Annotated in this window: 20 protein-coding genes and 1 tRNA gene; 14 read left to right on the top strand and 7 right to left on the bottom strand. The window is 68.9% G+C overall.

Annotated elements, in window-relative coordinates:
• Window positions 1–108 precede the first annotated feature (108 nt).
• Window positions 109–243: a hypothetical protein gene (locus OG609_RS10790; protein WP_327272619.1), complete on the top strand. Its 135-nt coding sequence runs from the start codon at window positions 109–111 to the stop codon at window positions 241–243.
• A 536-nt stretch (window positions 244–779) separates the two neighbouring features.
• Here the strand turns inward: OG609_RS10790 and OG609_RS10785 are convergent.
• Window positions 780–2480: an amidohydrolase gene (locus OG609_RS10785; RefSeq protein WP_327272618.1), complete on the bottom strand. Its 1701-nt coding sequence runs from the start codon at window positions 2478–2480 to the stop codon at window positions 780–782.
• Window positions 2481–2686: 206 nt separating this feature from the next.
• The gene (locus OG609_RS10780) at window positions 2687–2857 is read right to left on the bottom strand and encodes a hypothetical protein (protein ID WP_327272617.1); all 171 of its coding nucleotides are present in this window, start codon (window positions 2855–2857) and stop codon (window positions 2687–2689) included.
• A gap of 342 nt (window positions 2858–3199) precedes the next feature.
• On the opposite strand from OG609_RS10780, the gene OG609_RS10775 reads away from it, so the two are divergent.
• Window positions 3200–3273: transfer RNA gene (locus tag OG609_RS10775), tRNA-Met, on the top strand.
• Window positions 3274–3346: 73 nt separating this feature from the next.
• On the opposite strand, the gene OG609_RS10770 is transcribed toward OG609_RS10775, so the two are convergent.
• Window positions 3347–3856 (bottom strand): hypothetical protein, encoded by a 510-nt coding sequence (locus tag OG609_RS10770; RefSeq protein WP_327272616.1) that lies wholly within the window; start codon window positions 3854–3856, stop codon window positions 3347–3349.
• Window positions 3857–5134: 1278 nt separating this feature from the next.
• Window positions 5135–5299: a helix-turn-helix domain-containing protein gene (locus OG609_RS10765; RefSeq protein WP_327272615.1), complete on the bottom strand. Its 165-nt coding sequence runs from the start codon at window positions 5297–5299 to the stop codon at window positions 5135–5137.
• A gap of 212 nt (window positions 5300–5511) precedes the next feature.
• On the opposite strand from OG609_RS10765, the gene OG609_RS10760 reads away from it, so the two are divergent.
• Together OG609_RS10760 and OG609_RS10755 are read left to right on the top strand one after the other, a co-directional pair.
• On the top strand, window positions 5512–6453 hold the full coding sequence (locus OG609_RS10760; RefSeq protein WP_327272614.1) for an N-acetylmuramoyl-L-alanine amidase: 942 nt from the start codon (window positions 5512–5514) through the stop codon (window positions 6451–6453).
• Window positions 6453–6572, top strand: a complete 120-nt coding sequence (locus OG609_RS10755) for a holin (protein WP_327272613.1) — start codon at window positions 6453–6455, stop codon at window positions 6570–6572. The genes OG609_RS10760 and OG609_RS10755 overlap by 1 nt, the downstream gene beginning before the upstream one ends.
• Before the next feature lie 112 nt (window positions 6573–6684).
• Here OG609_RS10755 and OG609_RS10750 read toward each other — a convergent pair whose 3' ends face one another.
• Window positions 6685–7374: a GNAT family N-acetyltransferase gene (locus OG609_RS10750; protein WP_327272612.1), complete on the bottom strand. Its 690-nt coding sequence runs from the start codon at window positions 7372–7374 to the stop codon at window positions 6685–6687.
• 13 nt (window positions 7375–7387) lie between these two features.
• Here OG609_RS10750 and OG609_RS10745 point away from each other — a divergent pair, with 13 nt between their 5' ends.
• The gene (locus tag OG609_RS10745) at window positions 7388–7843 is read left to right on the top strand and encodes a TetR family transcriptional regulator C-terminal domain-containing protein (protein ID WP_327272611.1); all 456 of its coding nucleotides are present in this window, start codon (window positions 7388–7390) and stop codon (window positions 7841–7843) included.
• A 246-nt stretch (window positions 7844–8089) separates the two neighbouring features.
• On the opposite strand, the gene OG609_RS10740 is transcribed toward OG609_RS10745, so the two are convergent.
• Complete coding sequence (locus OG609_RS10740) at window positions 8090–9175, bottom strand: PP2C family protein-serine/threonine phosphatase (RefSeq protein ID WP_327272610.1); 1086 nt, start codon at window positions 9173–9175, stop codon at window positions 8090–8092.
• An 845-nt stretch (window positions 9176–10020) separates the two neighbouring features.
• Between OG609_RS10740 and OG609_RS10735 the strand changes: the two genes are divergently transcribed.
• The 9 genes from OG609_RS10735 to OG609_RS10695 all read left to right on the top strand — a co-directional run bounded on the left by OG609_RS10735 (window position 10021) and on the right by OG609_RS10695 (window position 21466).
• Entirely contained in the window at window positions 10021–11967 is a 1947-nt protein-coding gene (locus OG609_RS10735; RefSeq protein WP_327272609.1) for an acyl-CoA dehydrogenase family protein, read from the top strand.
• Between the two features lie 82 nt (window positions 11968–12049).
• Complete coding sequence (gene aroA, locus OG609_RS10730) at window positions 12050–13291, top strand: 3-phosphoshikimate 1-carboxyvinyltransferase (RefSeq protein ID WP_327272608.1); 1242 nt, start codon at window positions 12050–12052, stop codon at window positions 13289–13291.
• A 34-nt stretch (window positions 13292–13325) separates the two neighbouring features.
• Window positions 13326–13955, top strand: coding sequence for an LppU/SCO3897 family protein (locus tag OG609_RS10725; protein WP_327272607.1), 630 nt, complete (start codon window positions 13326–13328; stop codon window positions 13953–13955).
• A gap of 179 nt (window positions 13956–14134) precedes the next feature.
• Window positions 14135–15397, top strand: coding sequence for a 1-deoxy-D-xylulose-5-phosphate reductoisomerase (gene dxr / locus OG609_RS10720; protein ID WP_327278001.1), 1263 nt, complete (start codon window positions 14135–14137; stop codon window positions 15395–15397).
• The gene (locus tag OG609_RS10715; RefSeq protein WP_327272606.1) at window positions 15394–16704 is read left to right on the top strand and encodes a M50 family metallopeptidase; all 1311 of its coding nucleotides are present in this window, start codon (window positions 15394–15396) and stop codon (window positions 16702–16704) included. The genes dxr and OG609_RS10715 overlap by 4 nt, the downstream gene beginning before the upstream one ends.
• Window positions 16705–16883: 179 nt before the next feature.
• Window positions 16884–18038 (top strand): flavodoxin-dependent (E)-4-hydroxy-3-methylbut-2-enyl-diphosphate synthase, encoded by a 1155-nt coding sequence (gene ispG / locus OG609_RS10710; protein ID WP_327272605.1) that lies wholly within the window; start codon window positions 16884–16886, stop codon window positions 18036–18038.
• Between the two features lie 167 nt (window positions 18039–18205).
• Window positions 18206–19051, top strand: a complete 846-nt coding sequence (locus OG609_RS10705; RefSeq protein ID WP_327272604.1) for a GNAT family N-acetyltransferase — start codon at window positions 18206–18208, stop codon at window positions 19049–19051.
• Window positions 19052–19115: 64 nt separating this feature from the next.
• A complete protein-coding gene (locus OG609_RS10700) occupies window positions 19116–19685 on the top strand; it encodes a GNAT family N-acetyltransferase (protein ID WP_327272603.1) in 570 nt (189 codons plus the stop codon).
• A gap of 80 nt (window positions 19686–19765) precedes the next feature.
• Window positions 19766–21466: a proline--tRNA ligase gene (locus OG609_RS10695; protein ID WP_327272602.1), complete on the top strand. Its 1701-nt coding sequence runs from the start codon at window positions 19766–19768 to the stop codon at window positions 21464–21466.
• 62 nt (window positions 21467–21528) lie between these two features.
• Here the strand turns inward: OG609_RS10695 and OG609_RS10690 are convergent, their stop codons facing one another.
• A complete protein-coding gene (locus OG609_RS10690) occupies window positions 21529–22434 on the bottom strand; it encodes an aminoglycoside phosphotransferase family protein (protein ID WP_327272601.1) in 906 nt (301 codons plus the stop codon).
• Between the last annotated feature and the right edge of the window lie 4 nt (window positions 22435–22438).

Raw genomic sequence — 22438 nt, 5'->3', positions numbered from 1 at the left:
CGGGGGGCGGAGGCGCGATGCCCGGCCCGGCGGGGGCCGACTGGGGTGCGTTGTCGGTACCTCTCAAGTCTTCGCCGAAACCGGCCGATCGATGCGGGCCCGGGACCTGTGCGAGGCGAGGCCCTCGACCTGCCCATCCTGCCGAAGAACACCGAGGGCATCCGCTTCAAGTTCAAGCGCATGGTCAGCCGGGGGATCCTCACCGAGCCCGAACCCGGCTTGTTCGCCCAGCCCCAGCCGTAACGCCGGCTACGAACCCGCGACCAGCGAACCTCACCCAACCCCAAGAATGAAACCGACATCAAACCTCATAACGCCCTCCGAGAAAGCTCGGGCCTCTCGCAGCCACCGCCTTCGACCGCTCTCCTCCCGTCGCCTACGCCCAGGGCGCCGGGCGCGTGGAGTTCGCCGAGTTCGTCGCAACTACGCCGCGAACGAGGCCGTGCTCTGCCCCATCCGCACCCGCTGTCAGGGAGGACGACCGGTGGACGTCGTCCTTTTTGGCAGCATGGAGCACGTCGAAGGGTTTCGTCCCGGAGACGCGATCGACGCGGGTCGGGTCTCGTCCGCGGCCCCGGCGATCGAGGAGCGTCGAGGGCCTCCAGCGTGATCAGTTCCTTTCCCCCGTGCTTGTGACCTGCGGCGACCAAATCAGCTGAGACAAGCAGCGGCTCGAAATCTCAACTGATCTGGTCCGGTGCGTGTGGATGCTGCACGTCGTCCCGGTCGATCTGGTCTGCTGGTGCTCAGCCCCTCAACTGGGTGACCTTCCCGGGGCGTCAGCAGTGGTGGGCAAAGGCTGCGGACATTGCCTTATGCAGGACGGGGGCGGGCTCTGGGCGTGCGGGAGGGGGCGGGAAGACGGTCCTGCCCTCCTTAATGGTCTCCACGACGGTGATGTCCTTGATCTTTTGCTCGGGGATCGTCAGCGGGTTGTGGCTGAGGATCACAAAGTCGGCGAGCTTGCCAACCTCGATGCTGCCCTTGGTGTCCTCTTCGAAGTACTGGCGGGCGGCGTTGATGGTGATGGACTTCACCGCGTCCAGGACCGACACGCACTGGTCCGGGCCCAGGACGCTTCCTGAGGTCCGGGTGACACGGGTGACCTGGCTGGACAGGATGGCGATCGAGTTGGGCAGGGCGACGGGGGCGTCGTGATGTGAGGTGTAGGCCATGCCGCGGTCCACCGCCCACCGGGCCGGCGAGATGTTGACAGCCCGTTCGGGGCCGAGCACGGTCTTGCGGTACCAGTCGCCCCAGTAGTAGGTATGCATGGAGAAGAACGACGGGATGATGCCGAGTTCCCGAAACGCCTCGACCTGGTCCTCGCGGGCGGTCTGGCAGTGGATGGCAGTCGTGCGCCGGTCCTGCCCGGCTTCCTTGGTGGCCGCGCGCACGCACTGGAGGAGTTGGTCGATGGCGGCGTCGCCGTTCACGTGTGCGATGACGTGCCAGTTGTTGGCGAAACCCGCCCGGACCTGGGCCAGGACGTCCTTGTCCGGCAGGGTCGCATAGCCGCGGTAGTCCTCGTCCTGACCGTCGGGCGGCGTGAGGTAGGGCTCGGTGAGCCAGGCGGTGCGCCCCTGCGGCGAGCCATCCAGGACCAACTTCACCCCGGCCGCACGCAGGCCCTTGGTGTACTCCCGGCTCGCCTGGACCGTGTCAGGGGATTTCATGGCCTGGTCAGCCTTTACGTAGACGACCACATCGGTGGGCAGGCCGGCGGGGTGGGCGTCCGCGACCTGCCGCAGGAGGCCCAGGACCTCCAAGCTCGCTGCCCCCTCCTGCACGGTCGTGAAGCCGAAACTCGCCGCCGACAGGAGGCCCACGGGCAGGAACTGCCCGCTGTCGATGGGGTCCATTCCGGCGACGGCCAGGTCGGCGGCGGGGTTGAACGCAGTCTCCTCCAGCACCCCGTTCGGCTCCCCGTACACGGGCCCGGATTCGGTCCCGCGCTCCAGCCTCCGCCGGATCACCCCGCCCTCCGGGTCCGGTGTCATGGCGGTGTACTGGAGCCGTTCGAGTCCCAGGCTGTTGACCACTCCCAGATGGAAGGACTGGTGGATCGCCAGGACAGGCTTCTCGGTGGATACCACGTCCAGGTCGTGGCGGGTGGGGTGCTTGCCCTCGGTGAGCATGGAGTCGTCGTAACCGAAACCGACGATCCAGTCCGAGCGTTTCCCCACCGCGCTTTCGGCGAACTCGCGCAGCTTGCCCTGGAGGGACGCGATGTTGGTGACGTTGCCGTCGGGAGCGGCCAGGAGGTTGGCGATCGTGGCCTGCAGGCCGGTGCCGACCACGTGGCCGTGCGCATCGATGAAGCCCGGCAGCAGGGCCTGGTCCGGCAGCAGGTCGTGCAACCGCGTGTCCGGCCCCCGCCACTCGGCTTGCGCCTGGGACAGGTTGCCGACGAAGACGATCCGGCCGTCCTTGACTGCCACCGCCTCGGGCGCCACCGACTTCTCGTCGGTAACCGTCACGATGGAACCGCCGGAGAAGATGATGTCGGCATCTCCAGACCGCGTTCCCGGCAAGTTTTCCTGGGACATCACGCACCGCCTGTTCCCCTGAGAATGATCAGCTTTCACTGCGAAGAGTAGCCTTTTGTGCACGGAACGTAATTGATTGAGGTCGGCCAGTAGCCGGATGAAGCCGACTTGACGCATCGCACACGAAACTCACAGATCTACATGACCGACACGATGTTCTTGGCTTCGAGTAGATCCCCATCCGCGTTGACCATGGCCGAAGCCTGGGTGTACGGGGAGGTCACCGGCTTCGGGGCCGCGTGGGCGGCCGGAGCGAGGGCGGCCGTCAGGGCGACGGCGAGCAGCAGAGCGGCAACGATGCGTCGCATCATTGTCCTTTCGACTCGTGCGCTGAAGATGCGCGTTAACTTCACGAGCCGAGAAGTGCCCCCTCACTCCTCCGCGGACATGCCGACGGTCCCCTGGTTCCGCCGCAGTCCACCCACAAGGGGCGCAGTGAACCCGCCGGATGGGCGGCACACCCAGCTAGTGAGCCCCGTGCCGCGCCGCCATCTCGCCCCGAGGATGAAGGTCCCACTGCCGCGTCTCCTGGCGTGGGGCGAGACTCGGATGGTGGCCGGCCGACAGCGGCCACAGATGCGCTGGCACTGCCTCCAAGCGAAAGCCGATTCGGCCGAGCCGGGTCGGTGCCGTACAGTTCACCGTACCGACGCGGGGTGGAGCAGCTCGGTAGCTCGCTGGGCTCATAACCCAGAGGTCGCAGGTTCAAATCCTGTCCCCGCTACTCAAACGTGAAGGCCCGGTGGATACCGGGCCTTCACTGCGTCTGGCCCCGCTCGAACCTGGTCCTTAGTAGCTCATGACGCGCCGCCTGGCCCGGCCACGCCCTGCGCGAGCGTGAACCGGCCCGGTGCCGGCTCGGCCAGCCAGCCGCGCGCGACCAGGCGTTTCGCCTTCGACCGCAGGGCTTCCACCCGCGCCGGCACTACCTCCATGCCGAACATGGCAGCCATCTCCTGGCAGGTCAGCGGACCTTGCCCGAGCCGGAGACGGTCCGCGAGGGTCTGCAGGATGCGCTGGTAGTCCACCGAGAGCACCGACCAGGAAAGGCCCTCACGCCACACCGGCACCTGCGACTTCGGCTTCGCCGCATCCCCCGGACCCGGGGCGTCCTCCGTGTCGGCGGTGCCGCCGCCATCCGGAGCCAGCACCGTATCGACTCGCCTGCGAGCGATCGCCCACTCCTGCCATTCCTGCTCGGCCACGGCCAGCTCGGCCTGGATGCGGTCGGCCTCCTCACGCAGCCCGTCGACCCGACGGCGAGCGGCGAGCTCGTACTGTTCCAGCAGTCCAACAACCGACGGCATCCGCGATCTCCCAGGGAGCGACAACACGACAGGCCACGACTCCCACGGAATCACCACCCCTATGCCTGACCAGTGAAAACGCCGTCCTCAAGTCCGGAAAGACAACAGCTTCTAAAAGACGGCGTCCTGTTTATCTGGTGCGGCGGCCTCTTTCGGTCGCTGCACGGCCACCGGGTTTGCCCCCCCCTATGCTTAGGGCTATTTTCCAGCGCTGACGCGAGGTCCTCATGAAGTTCCTGCATCACATCGTGGCTACGACCGCTGTCTTAGGGATGGCAGCAGGCGCCGCTCCCGTCGTTGCCTCAACCTCGACGGGTACCGATCACGCTCCGACTGAGGCCGCAGCGGCCGGCCGGCCGCTGGCATATGAGGCGGACTCCAAGACAGGGCGCTACGTCCCCCTGGGGTTCGTAAGTCCAAACGGCCAAGTGGTGCCGTTTTCTGCAGGGCAGCAGGGCTACATTGCTGATCCGCGTACCGGCAAGCTCGCGCCCGTAAGGGAGGGGCAGCTCTCCTCCCCGGCGCCGGCCGACTACACCCAGCAGCCAAGGTGAAGAGCGGCAATGCCCCACCGTCGGGTGGGGCGTTGCCGTTTGTGGCGCGTGCCAGACGTCCTGAAGTGCTCCAGGTGCTCAGGGCAATCGCCGTTGGGCGGAACCGGGCTCGTCCCTACGACGCGAGGGCGCTCCCTAACAGCGCGGACGAACGTGCGGTGCTGTGTCTCCGAGGCCCGGCCGGGGGCTGTCCAGGATCCGAGGTCAAATCCCAGGTTCGTACGCCCAAAGGCTTCACGGAGATCCGGCCGGGTGCCGATGTTGTACCTGGTGCCGCGCGGATCTTCCGCAGGGCCTGGGGGGAGCACAGTGTCTTTCGGCGGTCGCCGAAGTGCCTGACGTAATGGCGTCTGCCTTTAAGACGGGCCAGGACGGGCCAGGACGGGCCGAAGCGCTGAGAGTTCACGCAGGTCAGAGGAAAATCGCAGGTCAGGGCGCTGTGGGGGCCCACTGTGCGGGGGCTCCGGCCGTTCTGCGTGTCTTCGCCCTGCCCTGCAAGTACCGCTAAATCTTGGCCGGTTCAAACGGGTGGCTGGGAAAACGGTGGGAATACGGAGCTTGTGGCTCGTCACGCAGCCTTGGCCGGGTTGGAGGGCGGCGAGCATGTGCCGCACGCCGTCGTACCGGTTGTAGGTGGCCCACAGCCTGCGCGGACGCCTTGCCGGTCCCCACACCTTGCCCTTGTGGGGCATCAGGTTCAGCGGTCCGAACTCGTCGACGCGTATCACCCGCCCGTCGGGGGCGGGGTCTTGGGGTGTCCCTCGCTCCATCTTGGGTCCAGCGCGTCGAACCCCCGCTCGTTGAAGGCGTGGATGACATCGCGGACGTAGTCCTCGCCAACCCGCATCAGCGTGGTGATGTCCTTGACCGTCTGCCCCCGGGCGGACATCAGCACCAGCTACGTGCTGGCAGTGCCGCCGTCGCGGATCACGTGGACGCGCACCACCAGCTGGGGCACGAAGTACACGGACCCCGCTGCGGATTCCACGTGGCGGGGTCCGTATGTCGGGGTGGAGAAGGTAGAAGGAACCGACGAGGGGAAGAACGGTTACCAGGGGAATGTTCCGCAGCATCATCTACACCGCAGGATAGGGAAATCGCATGGCAAACCCGATGTCTGCTGCTCAGGTCATATCTGCTTTGCGTGCCGAGGGAGTGCGCGTGGTGGAGGTCGGTAACTGGCGTACGCACAACCGGAACTCGAAGGGTGCATGGGGTCCGGTCAACGGCAGCATGGTGCACCACACGGTCACCAAGGGGACCGCGGCGACCGTGGCCATGGTCCGGGACGGGTACGCGTCCCTGCCCGGTCCGCTGTGTCACGGGATGATTGCGAAAGACGGCCGGGTGCACCTGGTCGGCTGGGGCCGCGCGAATCACGCGGGCGGCGGTGACCCACGCGTTCTGGAGCAGGTGATCGCCGAGTCGTACGGCAGCCGGCCGACCCCGCCCACGAAGGGCAATGCGAACGGAACCGACGGCAACGCGCGCTTCTACGGCTGGGAGTGCGAGAACCTCGGCGACGGCAAGGACCCCTGGCCCAAGGCGCAGTACGACGCGATCGTCCGGGTGCAGGCGGCGTTGTGCCGGGCGCACGGCTGGTCGGCGAAGTCCGTGATCGGCCACCTGGAGTGGTCGAACGACAAGGTCGACCCCCGTGGTTTCACCATGGCCGAGCTCCGCGCCGATGTGGCTGAGCGGCTGAAGCACCCCGCGAGCTGGAACCCGAATGAGGAGGACCCCATGGCAGGGATCACCAAGCGCGACATTTTCGACGCCGTCTGGAAGACCGACGCGATCGGCGGCCCGACAGACGCGGCAGACCACGGGACGAATCCCACGTGGCAGCCGCAGTCCATCTTGAAGGACATGCAGGCCCGCATCCGTTCCATGGACAAGCGGATGGCCGCCCAGACCGCCGCGATCACCGCGCTCGCCGGTCAGGTCGGCACGGGCGCCGACACTCAGACCATCGTCGCCACGGTGGAGGCCGCGATCGAGCGGGCCGTCATCGACGTCGACATCAACACCAGGGAGACCTGATGACGTCGATCTCCACTGCCACGTTCTGGGGCGCGACGGCGGAGCGCACTGTGCGGACCGCGCAGACCTTCATCGCAACGCTCGGCCTCGACACCGCCGGTGTCCTCGACGTCGACTGAGGCCAGGGCCTCTCGCTCGCCGGCAGCGCCGCACTCCTCACCGTCCTTACCGCGATCACCGCGATCACCGCGTCCGGGAGATCTGGCCCGAGGGCGGCTGACGCTTCGGGCTTCAGGGCCGGTAGACGCACTCCGCCATGGTCGCGTGCTTCTTCCAGCCCAGCGTCTCGTACAGCGCGCGCCCGGCGGCGGTCGCGCCGAGGACTCCGAGGCCGGCACCCTCCTTCAGGGCATGGTCGGCGAGCGTGCGCATCACCAACTGCCCCAGCCCGCGCCGACGGTGGGCATCCTCGGTCCGCACTCGGTCCACGACTGCCGCATCCCCGAGCAATGCCATCTGCCCCTGGGCCGCCTGCTCGCCCGCCGCGTCCAGCACCCGCGCGAAGACGACGGCTCCGACGGTCTCCACCGTCACGGTGTATCCCTCTGGCTCGACCCGGTGGGCGGCCATGAGATCGGTGACCATCAGGTGTCCGGTCTCCTCGTACGCCACCACCCACCCGGGGGACAGCCACGGCTCGATCACCTCTGGCTCCACGGGCATCTTCATCCAGGTCCGCGGCACGGCCACTGAGGCACAGGCGCTGCGGACCCGCAACTCATCGGCTTCGGGCAGGACATGGCGTCCCACTTCACCCGGGCTGTCGGCCACCGCGATGTAGAACCCCCAGGGCATCTCGACCGGCGGCGGCGTCCGCCGCGATACGGCCCAGCCCGCCACCCAGGTCTCGACCAACTCCGCAACCATCAAATCCTCCCGTGCCACCAGCAGTTGAGTAATAGTTACTCGCCTGGTGTGCACGTTACATCTCCGTATGCGGTGGCGGCACCCTTCTGGCGAACGCCGCAGGTTGACACGTCGGCCGCGACCGAGATCGGCAGCACGGTCGGCGCTTTGCATGCAGGGAGACCGGAAGCCGGCCTCGGTGACGGCTCCGCGTCCGCGCACCGTCGAGGAACTGGTCGATGGCATGGTGCTGCTCGCCCGACACCGACTCACCGGCAAGGGCCGCCGCCGATCGCTCGCCCGTTACGCCTGCGCCGTTGAGAGTGTGCGCGACCCGGAGCTGCGCGAAATCCTTGCGCCCCGCGAGAACGCCGGCCGGGAGGCCGTTCGACTGTTCCTCGCAGGCCACGGTGTGACGGACGTCGAGAACCGTACGCACACCCTGCTGACCTGCATGGACGGACTGGTCTTCGACGGGCTGGTCAGTGGCGGCGAAGTGCCACGCCAGGCCCTCGAAGACCTGGTCGCCGCCGCCCTGCGTTAGGAGCCGGCGGTCCACGGTTCCAGCCTGAGCGATATGTGGCCGTCGCCGCCCAGGAGCGGGCTCACTACACGCCATACGTGCGTTCCTCGTGGGACCAGCCGGGCAGGTCCTGGCCCGCCAAATGAACTTCCGCTCGCAGCTGACAATCGCGCCGACCAGCTGCGGGCGGGGCGCACCCGTACCCGAGGCCGGCAATGGCGGGGGTGCGGGGTGCAAGGCGGGCGGGATCTCAAGATCTTCAGGACGCTAGTCGGGCAGGTGGTAGATGGCGAGGGCCGCGGTGTCGTCGTCGAGGTGGTTGTTGCTGTAGATGAGCAGATCGTGGTGGAGGCGGTCGAGGAGTTCCCGGGGCTGGAGAGGACCCCAGGAGAGGACACGCTGGGGGAGGGGGTAGAAGGCCCCGGTGTGGTCGCGTGCTTCGGTGACGCCGTCGGTGTAGAGCAGCAACTGGTCGCCGGGACCGAAGGGGTACTCGTCGACCCGGTAGGCCTCCGTGATGAGCATGCCCAGGTTGAGGGGCGGTGCGGGGTCGGCCGTCTCCAGCTCGGTGACCCCGTCGGAGCGGATGAGGAGGGGCGGGGGATGGCCGCAGTTGACGATGCGGACCACGTGACGGTGGGGGATCTCCGCGAAGACAGCGGTGACGAAGCGCTCGCCCACGTCGTTTCCGGCCAGGCGGGCGGCCCTGCGATTCATGCTCGTCTCCGCCCGGCGGGCAACGGCGGCGAGGTCGGGTTCGTCGTGGGCGGCCTCGCGAAAGGCGCCGAGGAGCGTAGCGGCCGTCTCGACGGCGGGGAGTCCCTTGCCGCGGACGTCGCCGATGACAAGGCGGAGTCCGTACGTGGTGGGGACGGCCTCATACAGGTCACCGCCGATGCGTGCTTCCGCGGCGGCGGACAGGTAGAGGGCTTCAACCAGAATGGGGCCGACGCGGTGAGGGACCGGGCTGAGCAGGACACGCTGCGCGATCTCGGCCACGAAGCGCACGTTGGCGAGGGTGCGTTCCCGGCGCACGCGGTGGGCAGCCAGGATTGTTCCGAGGACGCCGACCACAGCGGTGCTCAGGTAGGTGGCCACGTAGTGGCGCTCCCACACGTAGCTCACCGGTCGGCCCGCGCAGCACGGGGTGCCGGCCAGGACCCCTTCGAACGCGATCGCGAACACGGTGACGCCGGCGACGGCGGCGGGGCCGTGGGCGAAGGCGGCGATCACGGGGAGGGCGATGAGCAGGAAGCTCACCGGCCACTGCACGGGCGTAAGGGGTTCGAGCACCAGGATGCCCGCGATATAGAAGGCGGGCAGCCAGCGCATCCATGCGGGCGCGGCCGGCACCTGCGGCCCCCCATCGCCGGGCCGCGCTGCCCAGTCGCTCGCCGCCCCGGGGCGGCCCGGCCACCTCACTGCTCACTCCGTCGCAGAGCGAGCGGCGCGAGCACGGACGCTGCCCAGTCGCAGGACGGAGCCGCCGCGTGGGCCTGCATGCGGACGGTGCTCCTGGCGGCTCCACTCAAACAGCCTGTACACGCGGGACTCCTGGCACATGACGTGGTCAAGACGTCCATCCTGCTGCCCTGCAACGCTTCGGACCGGCCATTGCTCCAGCCAATGGCATGTCAGGGCCTTCGCGCGGGGTTGGTCCGCCGGGACCGGGGGGAAGGCCGTGTATGTCAGGATCGCGCCTCAGTCCTGCCTGGTCGGGCCATGACCATCGTGTGGCCGCACCCGTGTGGCCATGGCCGCACCGGCGCGGACGCGCACGCGTACCCGCAGGTCAGGACTGCTTCGTGTGCGCGGTTCCCATGAGGTGTTCCCGCGGGAACATGACGGCGAGCTGAAGCGGCTCAAAGCGGGCCGGGACGGGTCGATACGGGCCGAAGCGCTGAGCATTCGTACAGGTCGGAGGAGAACCGCAGGTCAAGGCGGTGCGAGGGGCCCACAGTGCGGGGGCTCCAGCCGTTTCCGCTTCCCCCGCTCACGACCTGGCCGCCGTGTCACTGCGGGGCTGGCCAGTGGAGTGGCTCCCGACCCGATCGGCGTCCGGGGGATGGTGGGAGTGCCGGTAATCGGGTACATCAGGACAAGTAGCACCGGTTGGTACGGCTCGGCAGGCGCCCATGCGCGCTCCGCGCGGACCGGCCGCGTCCGCCCACCCCACAAAGCGGCGAGGTGAGCTCCTCATGTCCGCACCATCCGCTCCGAAGAACACGCCCAAGGTCACCGAGCGTGAAGCGCGCCAAGTGGCCGAGGCCGCTCGCGAACAGGACTGGCACAAGCCCAGTTTCGCCAAGGAACTCTTCCTCGGGCGCTTCCGGCTCGACCTGATCCATCCGCATCCGCTGCCGGCCGCGGACGACGTCCGGCGCGGCGAGGCGTTCCTCGCCCGGCTGCGCGATTTCTGCGAAACCAGGATCGACAGCGCCCTCATCGAGCGTGAGGCGAGGATTCCCGACGAGGTGATCAACGGCCTCAAGGAACTCGGCGCGCTCGGGATGAAGATCGACCCGAAGTACGGCGGCCTCGGCCTCACCCAGGTCTACTACAACAAGGCCCTCGCCATGGTCGGCTCCGCCAGCCCCGCGATCGGTGCACTGCTCTCCGCCCACCAGTCCATCGGCGTACCGCAGCCGCTGAAACTCTTCGGCAGCCAGGAACAGAAGGACACCTTCCTGCCCCGGTTGGCCAGCACCGACATCTCGGCGTTCCTGCTCACCGAACCGGACGTCGGCTCCGACCCGGCCAGGCTCGCCACCTCGGCGGTTCCGGAGGGACCGGACTACATCCTCGACGGTGTGAAGCTGTGGACGACGAACGGTGTCGTCGCCGACCTCCTCGTCGTGATGGCCCGCGTCCCGAAGTCGGAAGGCCACAAGGGCGGCATCACGGCCTTCGTCGTCGAGGCGGACTCCCCGGGCATCACCGTCGAGAACCGCAACGCCTTCATGGGCCTGCGCGGCCTCGAGAACGGCGTCACCCGCTTCCACAGGGTCCGGGTCCCGGCCGCGAACCGCATCGGCCCCGAAGGCGCAGGGCTCAAGATCGCCCTCACCACGCTCAACACGGGACGGCTCTCCCTGCCCGCCATGTGCGTCGGCGCCGGGAAGTGGTGTCTGAAGATCGCCCGCGAGTGGTCGGCGGTCCGTGAGCAGTGGGGCAGGCCGGTCGCCCGGCACGAGGCTGTCGGCGCCAAGATCTCCTTCATCGCCGCAACCACCTTCGCGCTCGAAGCGGTGGTCGACCTCTCCTCCCAGATGGCGGACGAGAACCGCAACGACATCCGGATCGAAGCGGCCCTCGCCAAGCTGTACGGCTCCGAGATGGGCTGTCTGATGGCCGACGAACTGGTCCAGATCCGGGGCGGCCGGGGCTTCGAGACAGCCGCGTCCCTCGCCGCCCGCGGCGAACGGGCCGTCCCTGCCGAACAGCTCCTGCGCGATCTGCGGATCAACCGGATCTTCGAGGGCTCCACCGAGATCATGCATCTGCTGATCGCCCGTGAGGCCGTCGACGCCCATCTGAAGGTCGCGGGGGACATCATCGACCCCGACAAACCCCTTTCCGCCAAGGCGAAGGCGGGCGCGAACGCGGCCGGCTTCTACGCCCGATGGCTTCCCAAGCTCGTCGCAGGGCCAGGACAACTCCCGCGTACGTACGGGGAATTCAACCCATCCGGACACCCGGACCTGTCCACCCATCTGCGCTACGTCGAACGCTCCGCCCGCAAGCTCGCGCGCTCCACCTTCTACGCCATGTCGCGCTGGCAGGGCCGGATGGAGACCAAGCAGGGCTTCCTCGGCAGGATCGTCGACATCGGTGCGGAACTCTTCGCGATGAGCGCCGCCTGCGTCCGTGCCGAACTGCTGCGCTCCTCCGACGACCACGGCCGCGAGGCCTACCGGCTCGCCGACACCTTCTGCCGCCAGTCCCGCGTCCGGGTCGAGGAACTCTTCACCCGCCTGTGGTCCAACACCGACGACCTGGACCGGCGCGTGGTCGACGGCGTCCTGTCCGGCGCGTACACGTGGCTGGAGGAAGGCATCATCGATCCGAGCGGCGAAGGCCCGTGGATCGCCGACGCCACTCCCGGGCCGTCCGTCCGGGTCGACGTCCACCGCCCCGTTCGCTGAACCACGGACCGCCGGGCGGGCGCACGTCCACTCACCGGACGTACCCCGCCCGGCCGTGCGGGGTACGGCAGGATGACGGCCCGTGACCGTCATCCACATCCCCGGCTCCAAGTCCGTCACCGCGCGTGCCCTGTTCCTGGCCGCCGCCGCGAACGGCACCAGTACCCTCGTACGGCCCCTGCGCTCGGACGACACCGAGGGGTTCGCCGGAGGCCTCACGCGCCTCGGCTACCGCGTCGGGCAGGAAGCGGACCGCTGGCACATCGAGGGCAGCCCCTCCGGCCCCGCCGTCACCGACGTCTACTGCCGCGACGGCGCCACCACGGCACGCTTCCTGCCGACCCTTGCCGCGGCCGCCGCCTCCGGCACGTACCGCTTCGACGCCTCCGCCCAGATGCGCCGCCGCCCCCTCGCCCCGCTCACGGAGGCCCTGCGCACGCTCGGTGTCGACCTGCGCCACGACGCGGCCGAGGGCCACCACCCGCTGCGGATCAGCGCATCCGGCATCAGGGGCGGCGAACTCACCCTGGACGCGGGGGAGTCCTCCCAGTACCTCACCGCGCTCCTGATGCTCGGACCGCTGACCGCTCAGGGGCTCCGGATCACCGTCACCGACCTGGTCTCCGCCCCGTACATCGAGATCACCCTCGCGATGATGCGCAGCTTCGGCGTCGAGGTGACCCGCGGCGGCCACGACAACAACGTCTTCACCGTGCCACCCGGCGGCTACCGGGCCACCACCTACGCCATCGAGCCCGACGCCTCCACCGCGAGTTACTTCTTCGCCGCGGCGGCCCTCACCGGCCGTGAGATCACCGTCCCCGGCCTCGGCACGGACGCACTCCAGGGCGACCTCCGGTTCGTCGATGTGCTGCGCCGCATGGGCGCCGAGGTGCACACCACCGCCGAAGCCACCACCGTCCGCTCCAGTGGCGCTCTCTCGGGCCTCACCGTCAATATGCGCGACATCTCCGACACCATGCCGACGCTGGCGGCGATCGCCCCCTTCGCCTCGGGGCCGGTACGCATCGAGGACGTGGGCAACACCCGGGTGAAGGAGTGCGACCGGCTGGAGGCCTGCGCCCAGAACCTCAGGCGGATGGGCATCACGGTCAAAACGGGCCGGGACTGGATCGAGATCCATCCCGGCGCACCCCGCCCCACCGAGATCGCCACCCACGGTGACCACCGCATCGTCATGTCGTTCGCCGTCGCCGGCCTGCGGGTGCCGGGCATCACGTTCGACGACCCCGGTTGCGTACGGAAGACGTTTCCCGGGTTCCATGAGGCCTTCGCCGGGTTCGCGGAACTCACGAACCGTTAGGGTTCCTGGGCCCACGCCGTCTCCGGGAGTTCTCATGTCCACGCCGCCCCACCACCCGCCGACCTCCTACGGATCCGTTGCGTCGTGCCATATCTGCGGCGCGATACCGGCGGTCCACGCCGTGGTGCGTGGACACCGCGGGCTCGTCGTCACACTGCGCTTCCTGACCGAGGAGGGCGCCTTCTGCCGGACCTGCGGAACGGCCACATACCGCCGGATGACCTCGGACACCCTCTGGCAGGGCTGGTGGGGTCTGCTGTCGGTGTTCGCCGCACCGGTCACGATGGTGATGAACATCGGCGCCCGCTCCCGGATCCGCGCCCTGCCCCACCCGGTGGGCAGTCTGCGGCCCCAACTCGCCCCGGGGCGCCGGGTCCTGGCCCGGCCGCCCGCGCTGGTCATCCTGGCCGCCCTGGTCGTGGCCCTGGGCGCGGTCGTGGTCCCTAAGCTGATTCCGCACACCCAGCCCACGTTCACCGCCGGTGACTGCATCCGCAACCATGCGAAATGGCCCGAGCAGGACCTCGAAGAGGTCGGCTGCAGCTCCCCCGAGGCCGAGTACTGGATCTCCGACGGGGACAAGTGCTGGGGCAAGGACTGGCTGCTGTACCTGGAGTACAGCGCGGAGAAGAAGACCCTGTGCGCTCACCCCATGTCGAAATGACCGCCCCGGCGACTCCAAGGATTACGGCGGCCCGGTGGGCGGTTCCGCGCCAGGACGGCTGAGATCGGCCCCGGGCGGACCGCGCCGGCCCGGCGTGGGGGACGCACTGTCCGCACCCACAGCCGATGCGGCAACAAGTGGGGGACGCACTGTCCGCCCCCACAGCCGATGCGGCAACAATGGGGGGCATGAGCGACAGCCCTGCCCCCCTCGCCGACCCGCACGTCGTCTTCGATGCCACGGAAGGACCCCGGGATCTCGTCATCCTCGGCTCCACCGGCTCCATCGGCACCCAGGCCATCGACCTGGTGCTGCGCAACCCCGACCGCTTCCGCGTCACCGCGCTCTCCGCCGCGGGCGGCCGGGTCGCACTCCTCGCCGAGCAGGCGCGGCAGCTGCGGGTGCGTACCGTGGCCGTCGCCGCACCGGACGCCGTACCGGCCCTCCGCGAGGCGCTGCGCGAGCAGTACGGGACCGGCGAGCCGCTCCCCGAGATCCTGGCAGGGCCCGAAGCCGCCACCCAGCTCGCCGCCGGCGACTGCCACACCGTGCTCAACGGAATCACCGGATCGATCGGTCTCGCCCCCACGCTCGCCGCACTCGAAGCGGGCCGCACGCTCGCCCTGGCCAACAAGGAGTCGCTGATCGTCGGCGGCCCGCTGGTCAAGGCGCTGGCCGCGCCCGGCCAGATCATCCCGGTCGACTCCGAGCACGCCGCCCTCTTCCAGGCGCTCGCCGCCGGGACCAGGGCCGACGTACGCAAGCTCGTCGTCACAGCATCCGGCGGCCCCTTCCGGGGACGAACCAAGAGCGAGCTCGTGAGGGTCACCCGCGAGGAGGCCCTCGCGCACCCGACCTGGGCCATGGGGCCGGTCATCACGATCAACTCCGCCACCCTGGTCAACAAGGGACTGGAGGTCATCGAGGCGCATCTCCTCTACGACATTCCGTTCGACCGGATCGAGGTCGTGGTCCACCCCCAGTCGTACGTTCACTCCATGGTGGAGTTCACCGACGGCTCCACCCTCGCCCAGGCCACACCCCCGGACATGAGGGGCCCGATCGCCATCGGCCTCGGCTGGCCCCAGCGCATCCCGGACGCCGCACCGGCCTTCGACTGGTCGAAGGCGTCCAGCTGGGAGTTCTTCCCCCTCGACAACGAGGCCTTCCCGTCCGTGGGACTGGCCAGACACGTGGGCACGCTCGGCGCCACCGCCCCGGCCGTGTTCAACGCCGCGAACGAGGAATGCGTCGACGCATTCCTGGCAGGACGGCTGCCGTTCAACGGAATCATGGATACGGTCACGGCGGTGGTGGCCGAACACGGCACCCCCGCCACGGGAACTTCGCTCACGGTCGCAGACGTCCTCGAAGCGGAGACCTGGGCACGCGCCCGGGCCCGTGAACTCTCGGCGAAAGCGACAGCGGAGGCGCGCGCATGAGTATTACGACGGTCCTGTTGACGATTCTGGGCATCGTCGTCTTCGTCATCGGGCTGCTGTTCTCGATCGCCTGGCACGAGCTGGGGCACCTGTCGACCGCGAAGCTCTTCGGCATCCGCGTCCCCCAGTACATGGTCGGCTTCGGACCGACGGTCTGGTCGCGGAAGAAGGGCGACACCGAGTACGGGATCAAGGCCATTCCGGCCGGCGGCTACATCCGCATGATCGGCATGTTCCCGCCGGGTCCGGACGGGCGCCTGGAGGCGCGTTCCACGTCGCCGTGGCGCGGCATGATCGAGGACGCCAGGTCCGCGGCCTTCGAAGAGCTCGAACCAGGTGACGAGAAGCGGCTCTTCTACACGCGCAAGCCGTGGAAGCGCATCATCGTGATGTTCGCCGGACCGTTCATGAACCTGGTCCTCGCCGTCGCGATCTTCCTCGGTGTGGCGATGACCTTCGGGTTCCAGACCCAGACCACCGAGGTGGCGGGTGTCCAGAAGTGCGTGATCGCCCAGAGCGCGAACCGCGACACCTGCAAGAAGTCCGACCCGGTCTCGCCCGCACAGGCCGCAGGACTCAAGAAGGGCGACAAGATCGTCGCCTTCGACGGCCAGAAGGTCGACGACTGGGCCACGCTCTCCGACAAGATCCGCGACACCATCGGCCCCGCCACGATCACGGTCCAGCGCGACGGCCGGGAGCAGACCCTCCACGCGGTGCTGAAGAAGAACGCGGTGGCGAAGAAGGACTCCAAGGGAGAGGTGGTCCCCGGTCAGTACGTGACGGCCGGCTACCTCGGCTTCGCCGCCCAGACCGAGATCGTTCCGCTCTCCTTCGGAGACTCGGTCGTCCGCATGGGAGACATGATCGAGAACGGCGTCGACTCGATCATCGCCCTGCCCTCCAAGATCCCGGACCTGTGGAGCGCAGCCTTCGGCGGCGGTGAGCGCGCAGCGGACTCCCCGGTCGGTGTGGTCGGTGCGGCCAGGATCGGCGGCGAGGTGATGACGCTCGACGTCCCGGCGACGAACCAGATCGCGATGATGCTGTTCCTGCTGGCCGGCTTCAATCTCTCGCTGTTCCTCTTCAACATGCTGCCCCTGCTGCCGCTCGACGGCGGGCACATCGCCGGAGCGCTCTGGGAGGCCCTGCGCCGCAATGTGGCACGGGTCTTCAGGCGCCCCGACCCGGGCCCCTTCGACGTGGCCAAACTGATGCCGGTCGCCTATGTCGTCGCAGGTGTATTCATCTGCTTCACACTGCTGGTGCTGGTGGCCGACATCGTCAACCCGGTCAAGATCTCCTGATCTCCCGACCGGCCCGGTGAACCATGGGTGACGGCCCGGCACGCAGCGTGTGTACGGGCCCGCCCCGTTGCGCGGCACTCCCGGACGCGGTGTGCTCCGGGGTCACCGGTGCCGTAACCTCGAAGCCCGGAGCCCGCCGATCTCGGGACCTTGATCCACACCTTGGGGATGCTCAGCGCATGACTGCGATTTCTCTCGGAATGCCGTCCGTTCCGACCAAGCTCGCCGACCGGAGGGTCAGCCGCCAGATCCAGGTCGGGTCGGTTGCGGTGGGCGGGGATGCGCCGGTGTCGGTGCAGTCGATGACCACGACGCGTACGTCGGACGTCGGTGCGACGTTGCAGCAGATCGCGGAGCTGACGGCGTCGGGCTGTCAGATCGTGCGGGTGGCGTGTCCGACGCAGGACGATGCGGACGCGCTGGCGACGATCGCGAGGAAGTCGCAGATTCCGGTGATCGCGGACATTCATTTCCAGCCGAAGTATGTGTTCGCGGCGATTGATGCGGGCTGTGCGGCGGTGCGGGTGAATCCGGGGAACATCAAGCAGTTCGACGACAAGGTGAAGGAGATCGCGCGGGCCGCGAAGGATGCGGGTACGCCGATCCGGATCGGTGTGAATGCCGGTTCGCTGGATGCGCGGCTGCTGAAGAAGTACGGGAAGGCGACTCCGGAGGCTTTGGTGGAGTCGGCTCTGTGGGAGGCGTCGCTCTTCGAGGAGCACGGTTTCCGGGACATCAAGATCTCGGTGAAGCACAACGATCCGGTGGTGATGGTCAATGCGTACCGTCAGCTGGCGGCGCAGTGCGATTATCCGCTGCATCTGGGTGTGACGGAGGCGGGGCCGGCGTTCCAGGGGACGATCAAGTCGGCGGTGGCGTTCGGTGCGCTGCTGAGCGAGGGGATCGGGGACACGATCCGGGTGTCGCTGTCGGCGCCGCCGGCCGAGGAGGTCAAGGTCGGGCTGCAGATTCTGGAGTCGTTGAATCTGAAGCAGCGGCGGCTGGAGATCGTGTCGTGTCCGTCGTGCGGTCGGGCGCAGGTGGATGTGTACAAGCTGGCGGATCAGGTCAGTGCGGGTCTTGAGGGCATGGAGGTGCCGTTGCGGGTGGCCGTGATGGGCTGTGTCGTCAACGGTCCGGGTGAGGCCCGTGAGGCGGACCTGGGTGTCGCTTCCGGGAACGGCAAGGGGCAGATCTTCGTGAAGGGCGAGGTCATCAAGACCGTGCCCGAGTCGAAGATCGTCGAGACGCTGATCGAAGAAGCCCTGAAGATCGCCGAGCAGATGGAGAAGGACGGCATCGCCTCGGGCGAGCCCCAGGTCTCCATCAGCTGAACCAGAACCCGCACCACCGCGCCCCGCCGGACGAACACCGCCCGGCGGGGCGCGGTCGTGAGCGACCTCACGAGCCCCCGCAGCCGCTGTTCCCGGGCACGGGCGGCGCCGATGAGCCTCTTTCGGTACAGTGCGGAAATCAGCAGACCGCATGGTGAGGCCCCCTCGTGTTGACGCAGACCACCACCCGGGTCCTCGAACCCAGCGACCTCGGCGCCGTTCTCGCCATCCTGGAGAGCGAACCCGTCGCCAATGCCTTCGTGACGTCCCGGGTCCAGATCGCAGGTCTCGATCCCTGGCGCCTCGGCGGCGAGATGTGGGGCTGGTACGCCGATGGACGGCTGCGCTCGCTGTGCTACTCGGGCGCCAACCTCGTACCGATCTGCGCCACCCCCGAATCTGTCAGGGCCTTCGCCGACCGGGCCCGCCGGGTCGGCCGACGCTGCTCCTCGATCGTCGGCCCCGCAGAGCCCACCACCCAGCTGTGGCGGCTCCTCGAACCCGGCTGGGGCCCCGCCCGCGAGGTCCGGGCCCATCAGCCGCTCATGGTCACCCAGAGCCCGTCCGCCGACGTCACACCCGACCCCCTGGTCCGCCGGATCCGCAAGGACGAGATGGACGTCCTGATGCCGGCCTGCGTGGCCATGTTCACCGAGGAGGTCGGCATTTCCCCGCTCGCGGGCGACGGCGGACTCCTCTACCAGGCACGCGTCGCCGAGCTCATCGGCGCCGGCCGCTCGTTCGCCCGGATCGAGGACGGCCGGGTCGTCTTCAAGGCGGAGATCGGCGCGGCCACCTCGCAGGCCTGCCAGATCCAGGGTGTCTGGGTCGCCCCCGAACACCGCGGCCGAGGACTCTCCGAGACCGGCATGGCGGCGGTCCTGCGCTACGCACTGGCCGATGTCGCACCCGTCGTCAGCCTGTACGTGAACGACTACAACACTCCTGCGCGCAAGGCCTACACCAGGGTCGGCTTCCGCGAGGTCGGCGCGTTCATGAGTGTGCTGTTCTGACCGGTCGGCGGCCGGTGCCACAGACCCGTACCACCCACCCCACCCGGGCCAGTAGGGTCGGCGCATGGCAGCAGTTTCCGGGGACGGCCCCCACACTCCCAGCGTCCGGATCGGACCGATCGATCTTGCCGCGCGCGTGGACGAGGCGCTCGCGGTGCAGGCTGTCGCCTTCGGCCTGGGACCGGAAGAGATCGAAGTACGGCGCCACATCGTCCTCAGACACCTCGACCACCCCTGCGCCCGCGCGCTGGGCGCCACCACCCCGGGCGGCCGGCTCGTCGGCTTCGTCTACGGCCTGCCGAACGAACGCGGCCAGTGGTGGTCCACCGTCGTCGAGCCCTACCTCCGCGCCACCGGCTGTGCGCACTGGCTCGACGACTCGTTCGTCATCACCGAGCTGCACGTCCTGCCGAAGTTCCAGAACCGCGGCATCGGCCGCGCGCTGATCACCGCCATCACGGACGCCGTCGACCAGCCCCGGTCCATCCTCTCCGCGATCGACACGGAGAGCCCGGCACGTGGTCTCTATCGCAGTCTCGGCTACCAGGACCTGGCCCGGCAGGTGCTCTTTCCCAGCGCTCCCAAGCCGTACGCGGTGATGGGAGCCCCGCTTCCGCTGCGTCGCAAGGGCTAGGACGGAAGCCAATGGATTTCCGCCCACCCGTACGACCCGGCTAACCTCCTGCACATCACCCTTCCGAGCAGGAGTTCATCATGGCCCAGGTCCAGCGCATGTCCCGATTGATGATCAAGACACTGCGCGATGACCCGGCGGACGCCGAGACGCTCAACCACAAGCTGCTCGTCCGGGCCGGATACGTACGCCGCACGGCGGCCGGAATCTGGACCTGGCTGCCGCTCGGCAAGAAGGTCCTGGAGAACATCACCCGCGTCGTGCGCGAGGAGATGGACGCCATCGGCGGCCAGGAAGTGCTGCTGCCCGCGCTGCTCCCCAAGGAGTCGTACGACGCCAGCGGCCGCTACCACGAGTACGGCGATCTGCTCTTCAAGCTCAAGGACCGCAAGGGCGCCGAGTACCTCCTGGGCCCCACCCACGAAGAGATCTTCACCCAGGTCGTCAAGGATCAGATCACGTCCTACAAGGACCTGCCCGTGATCCTGTACCAGATCCAGACCAAGTACCGGGACGAGGCCCGCCCGCGCGCCGGTGTGCTGCGCGGCCGCGAGTTCCAGATGAAGGACTCGTACTCCTTCGACACCACGGACGAGGGGCTCATCGAGGCGTACCAGCTGCACCGCGCCGCCTACATCCGGATCTTCGAGCGGCTCGGCCTCGACCACCGCATCGTCTCCGCCGTCTCCGGTGCGATGGGCGGCTCGGCCTCCGAGGAGTTCCTGGCCCCCGCCCCGGCCGGTGAGGACACCTTCGCCGACTGCCCCGCCTGCGACTACGCCGCAAACACCGAGGCGGTGACCTTCAGGACCACCCCCGTGGACGGCTCGGCGCACGGCCCCGTCGAGGAGCTGGACACCCCCGACACCCCGACCATCGAGACGCTCGCCGCGCACTTGGGCGTCCCGGCCTCCGCGACCCTGAAGAACCTGCTGGTCAAGGTCGACGGCGAGATCGTCGCCGTGGGCGTGCCCGGCGACCGCGAGGTCGACCTCGGCAAGCTCGGCGAGCACCTTGCCCCCGCTGTCGTCGAACTGGTCACCGCGGAGGACTTCGAGGGCCGCGCCGACCTGGTGCGCGGCTACGTCGGCCCGCAGGGTCTGGAGAAGGTCCGCTACATCGCCGACCCACGCATCGCCGCCGGCACCGCCTGGATCACCGGCGCGAACAAGCCCGGCACCCACGCGAAGAACGTCGTCGCCGGCCGTGACTTCGAGGTCGACGACTACCTCGACGTCGTCGTCGTCGAGGCGGGCGACCCGTGCCCCAAGTGCGGCACCGGCCTCAGGCTGGACCGCGCCATCGAGATCGGCCACATCTTCCAGCTGGGCCGTAAGTTCGCGGACGCCTTCCAGCTCGATGTGCTCGGCCAGAACGGCAAGCCGGTCCGGGTCACCATGGGTTCCTACGGCATCGGCGTCTCCCGCGCCGTCGCCGCGCTCGCCGAGCAGACCGCCGACGAGCAGGGGCTGTGCTGGCCCCGCGAGATCGCCCCGGCCGATGTCCATGTCGTCGCGGCGGGCAAGGCGCTCCAGACGGAGCTGGCCCTCGACGTCGCCGAGAAGCTCGCCGCCGCCGGTGTGAGGGTCATGGTCGACGACCGCGCGGGCGTCTCGCCCGGTGTGAAGTTCACCGACGCCGAGCTGATCGGCATCCCGAAGATCCTGGTCGCCGGCCGCCGCTCGGCAGAGGGCGTCCTGGAGCTCAAGGACCGCCGTACGGGCGAGCGCGAGGAGCTCACGGTCGACGAGGCGATCGCCCGCTTGACCGCTCAGGGCTGACACCGCGACGCAAAGCCGTAGGCCCCCGCGCACCGCGGGGGCCTACGGCTTTGCGAGGGCATTCACAGCCAGCCCGCGAACTCCAGCGTCAGCTCGCCCTCCTGGCGACGGCCGACCGCCAGCGCCCGGGTTCCCGACTCCACCGCGCGGAACAGCGTCCAGCCGTGCAGCCGCTCCCGGTCCACGTCCAGCGAATCGGCGAGCTTCTTGATCCGCCGACGGGCCGTCACCGGGCCGCCGGGGGAGGCGATCAGATCCTCGACGCGGTCACGCACCAGGCGCGCCAGATCGTAGGCCCGCTCACCGACCAGCGGCTCCGGCCCGACCGTCAGCCAGGGCACCCGCTCGCCCGCGAGCACCTTGCTCTGACGGAAATTGCCGTGCAGCAGCAGGAGTTCGGGGGAGTGGGCGACAAGCTCCTCACGCGCCGCGAGCGCCGCGGAGACCAGCGGCTCCAGGCTCGGGTCGGCTGCGGCGTAGGCGCGCATCGGCTCCGTACGGCGCCCGGTCCGCTCGGCGACCGTCTCGAATCCATGGCCGGCCGGCGGCTCGACCCAGAGCCGGCGCACCGTCCCCGCCGCCTCCAGCAGCGCCTTCGCCTCCGGCAGTGAGCGCAGCGACACCTCGGGATGCAGTCGTTCGAGCAGCAGTGCGTTGGGGCCGCCGTTGAGGAGCTGCACCGCGCCCCAGCCGTTCCAGTGAGCGAGCGCCGCCTGCTCCAGCTCGGGCGCGGCCCCGGACGGAGCGATCTTCAGCGCGGCCGGGGTGCCGTCGGAGCATGTCACCAGCAGGACCAGACTGCTGCGGCCCCCGGGGGCCGCGACCCGTTCCACGGTCAGCTGCTGCCCGGTCGAGGACAGCGCTTCCTCGGTCAGTGCGGGAAGCTGCGCGAGCCAGTCGGCGGCGGCCGCATCCCCGTACGACTCGCCGAGCGCTCGCACCAGACGCTGCGGCGGTTCGAAACCCATACGT

Origin of the sequence: Streptomyces sp. NBC_01224 (genome assembly GCF_036002945.1) — a bacterium.
Lineage (GTDB): Bacteria > Actinomycetota > Actinomycetes > Streptomycetales > Streptomycetaceae > Streptomyces.
This window is presented reverse-complemented; position numbering and strand designations above follow the sequence as displayed.

Excerpts from the sequence above, each read along its gene's own strand:
- OG609_RS10780 (WP_327272617.1), bottom strand. The coding sequence starts at position 2,857 with ATGCGACGCATCGTTGCCGCTCTGCTGCTCGCCGTCGCCCTGACGGCC.
- OG609_RS10770 (WP_327272616.1), bottom strand. The coding sequence starts at position 3,856 with ATGCCGTCGGTTGTTGGACTGCTGGAACAGTACGAGCTCGCCGCTCGC.
- OG609_RS10765 (WP_327272615.1), bottom strand. The coding sequence starts at position 5,299 with ATGTCCGCCCGGGGGCAGACGGTCAAGGACATCACCACGCTGATGCGG.
- OG609_RS10760 (WP_327272614.1), top strand. The coding sequence starts at position 5,512 with ATGGCAAACCCGATGTCTGCTGCTCAGGTCATATCTGCTTTGCGTGCC.
- OG609_RS10755 (WP_327272613.1), top strand. The coding sequence starts at position 6,453 with ATGACGTCGATCTCCACTGCCACGTTCTGGGGCGCGACGGCGGAGCGC.
- OG609_RS10745 (WP_327272611.1), top strand. The coding sequence starts at position 7,388 with ATGCGGTGGCGGCACCCTTCTGGCGAACGCCGCAGGTTGACACGTCGG.
- OG609_RS10735 (WP_327272609.1), top strand. The coding sequence starts at position 10,021 with ATGTCCGCACCATCCGCTCCGAAGAACACGCCCAAGGTCACCGAGCGT.
- OG609_RS10725 (WP_327272607.1), top strand. The coding sequence starts at position 13,326 with ATGTCCACGCCGCCCCACCACCCGCCGACCTCCTACGGATCCGTTGCG.
- dxr (WP_327278001.1), top strand. The coding sequence starts at position 14,135 with ATGGGGGGCATGAGCGACAGCCCTGCCCCCCTCGCCGACCCGCACGTC.
- OG609_RS10715 (WP_327272606.1), top strand. The coding sequence starts at position 15,394 with ATGAGTATTACGACGGTCCTGTTGACGATTCTGGGCATCGTCGTCTTC.
- ispG (WP_327272605.1), top strand. The coding sequence starts at position 16,884 with ATGACTGCGATTTCTCTCGGAATGCCGTCCGTTCCGACCAAGCTCGCC.
- OG609_RS10700 (WP_327272603.1), top strand. The coding sequence starts at position 19,116 with ATGGCAGCAGTTTCCGGGGACGGCCCCCACACTCCCAGCGTCCGGATC.
- OG609_RS10695 (WP_327272602.1), top strand. The coding sequence starts at position 19,766 with ATGGCCCAGGTCCAGCGCATGTCCCGATTGATGATCAAGACACTGCGC.
- OG609_RS10690 (WP_327272601.1), bottom strand. The coding sequence starts at position 22,434 with ATGGGTTTCGAACCGCCGCAGCGTCTGGTGCGAGCGCTCGGCGAGTCG.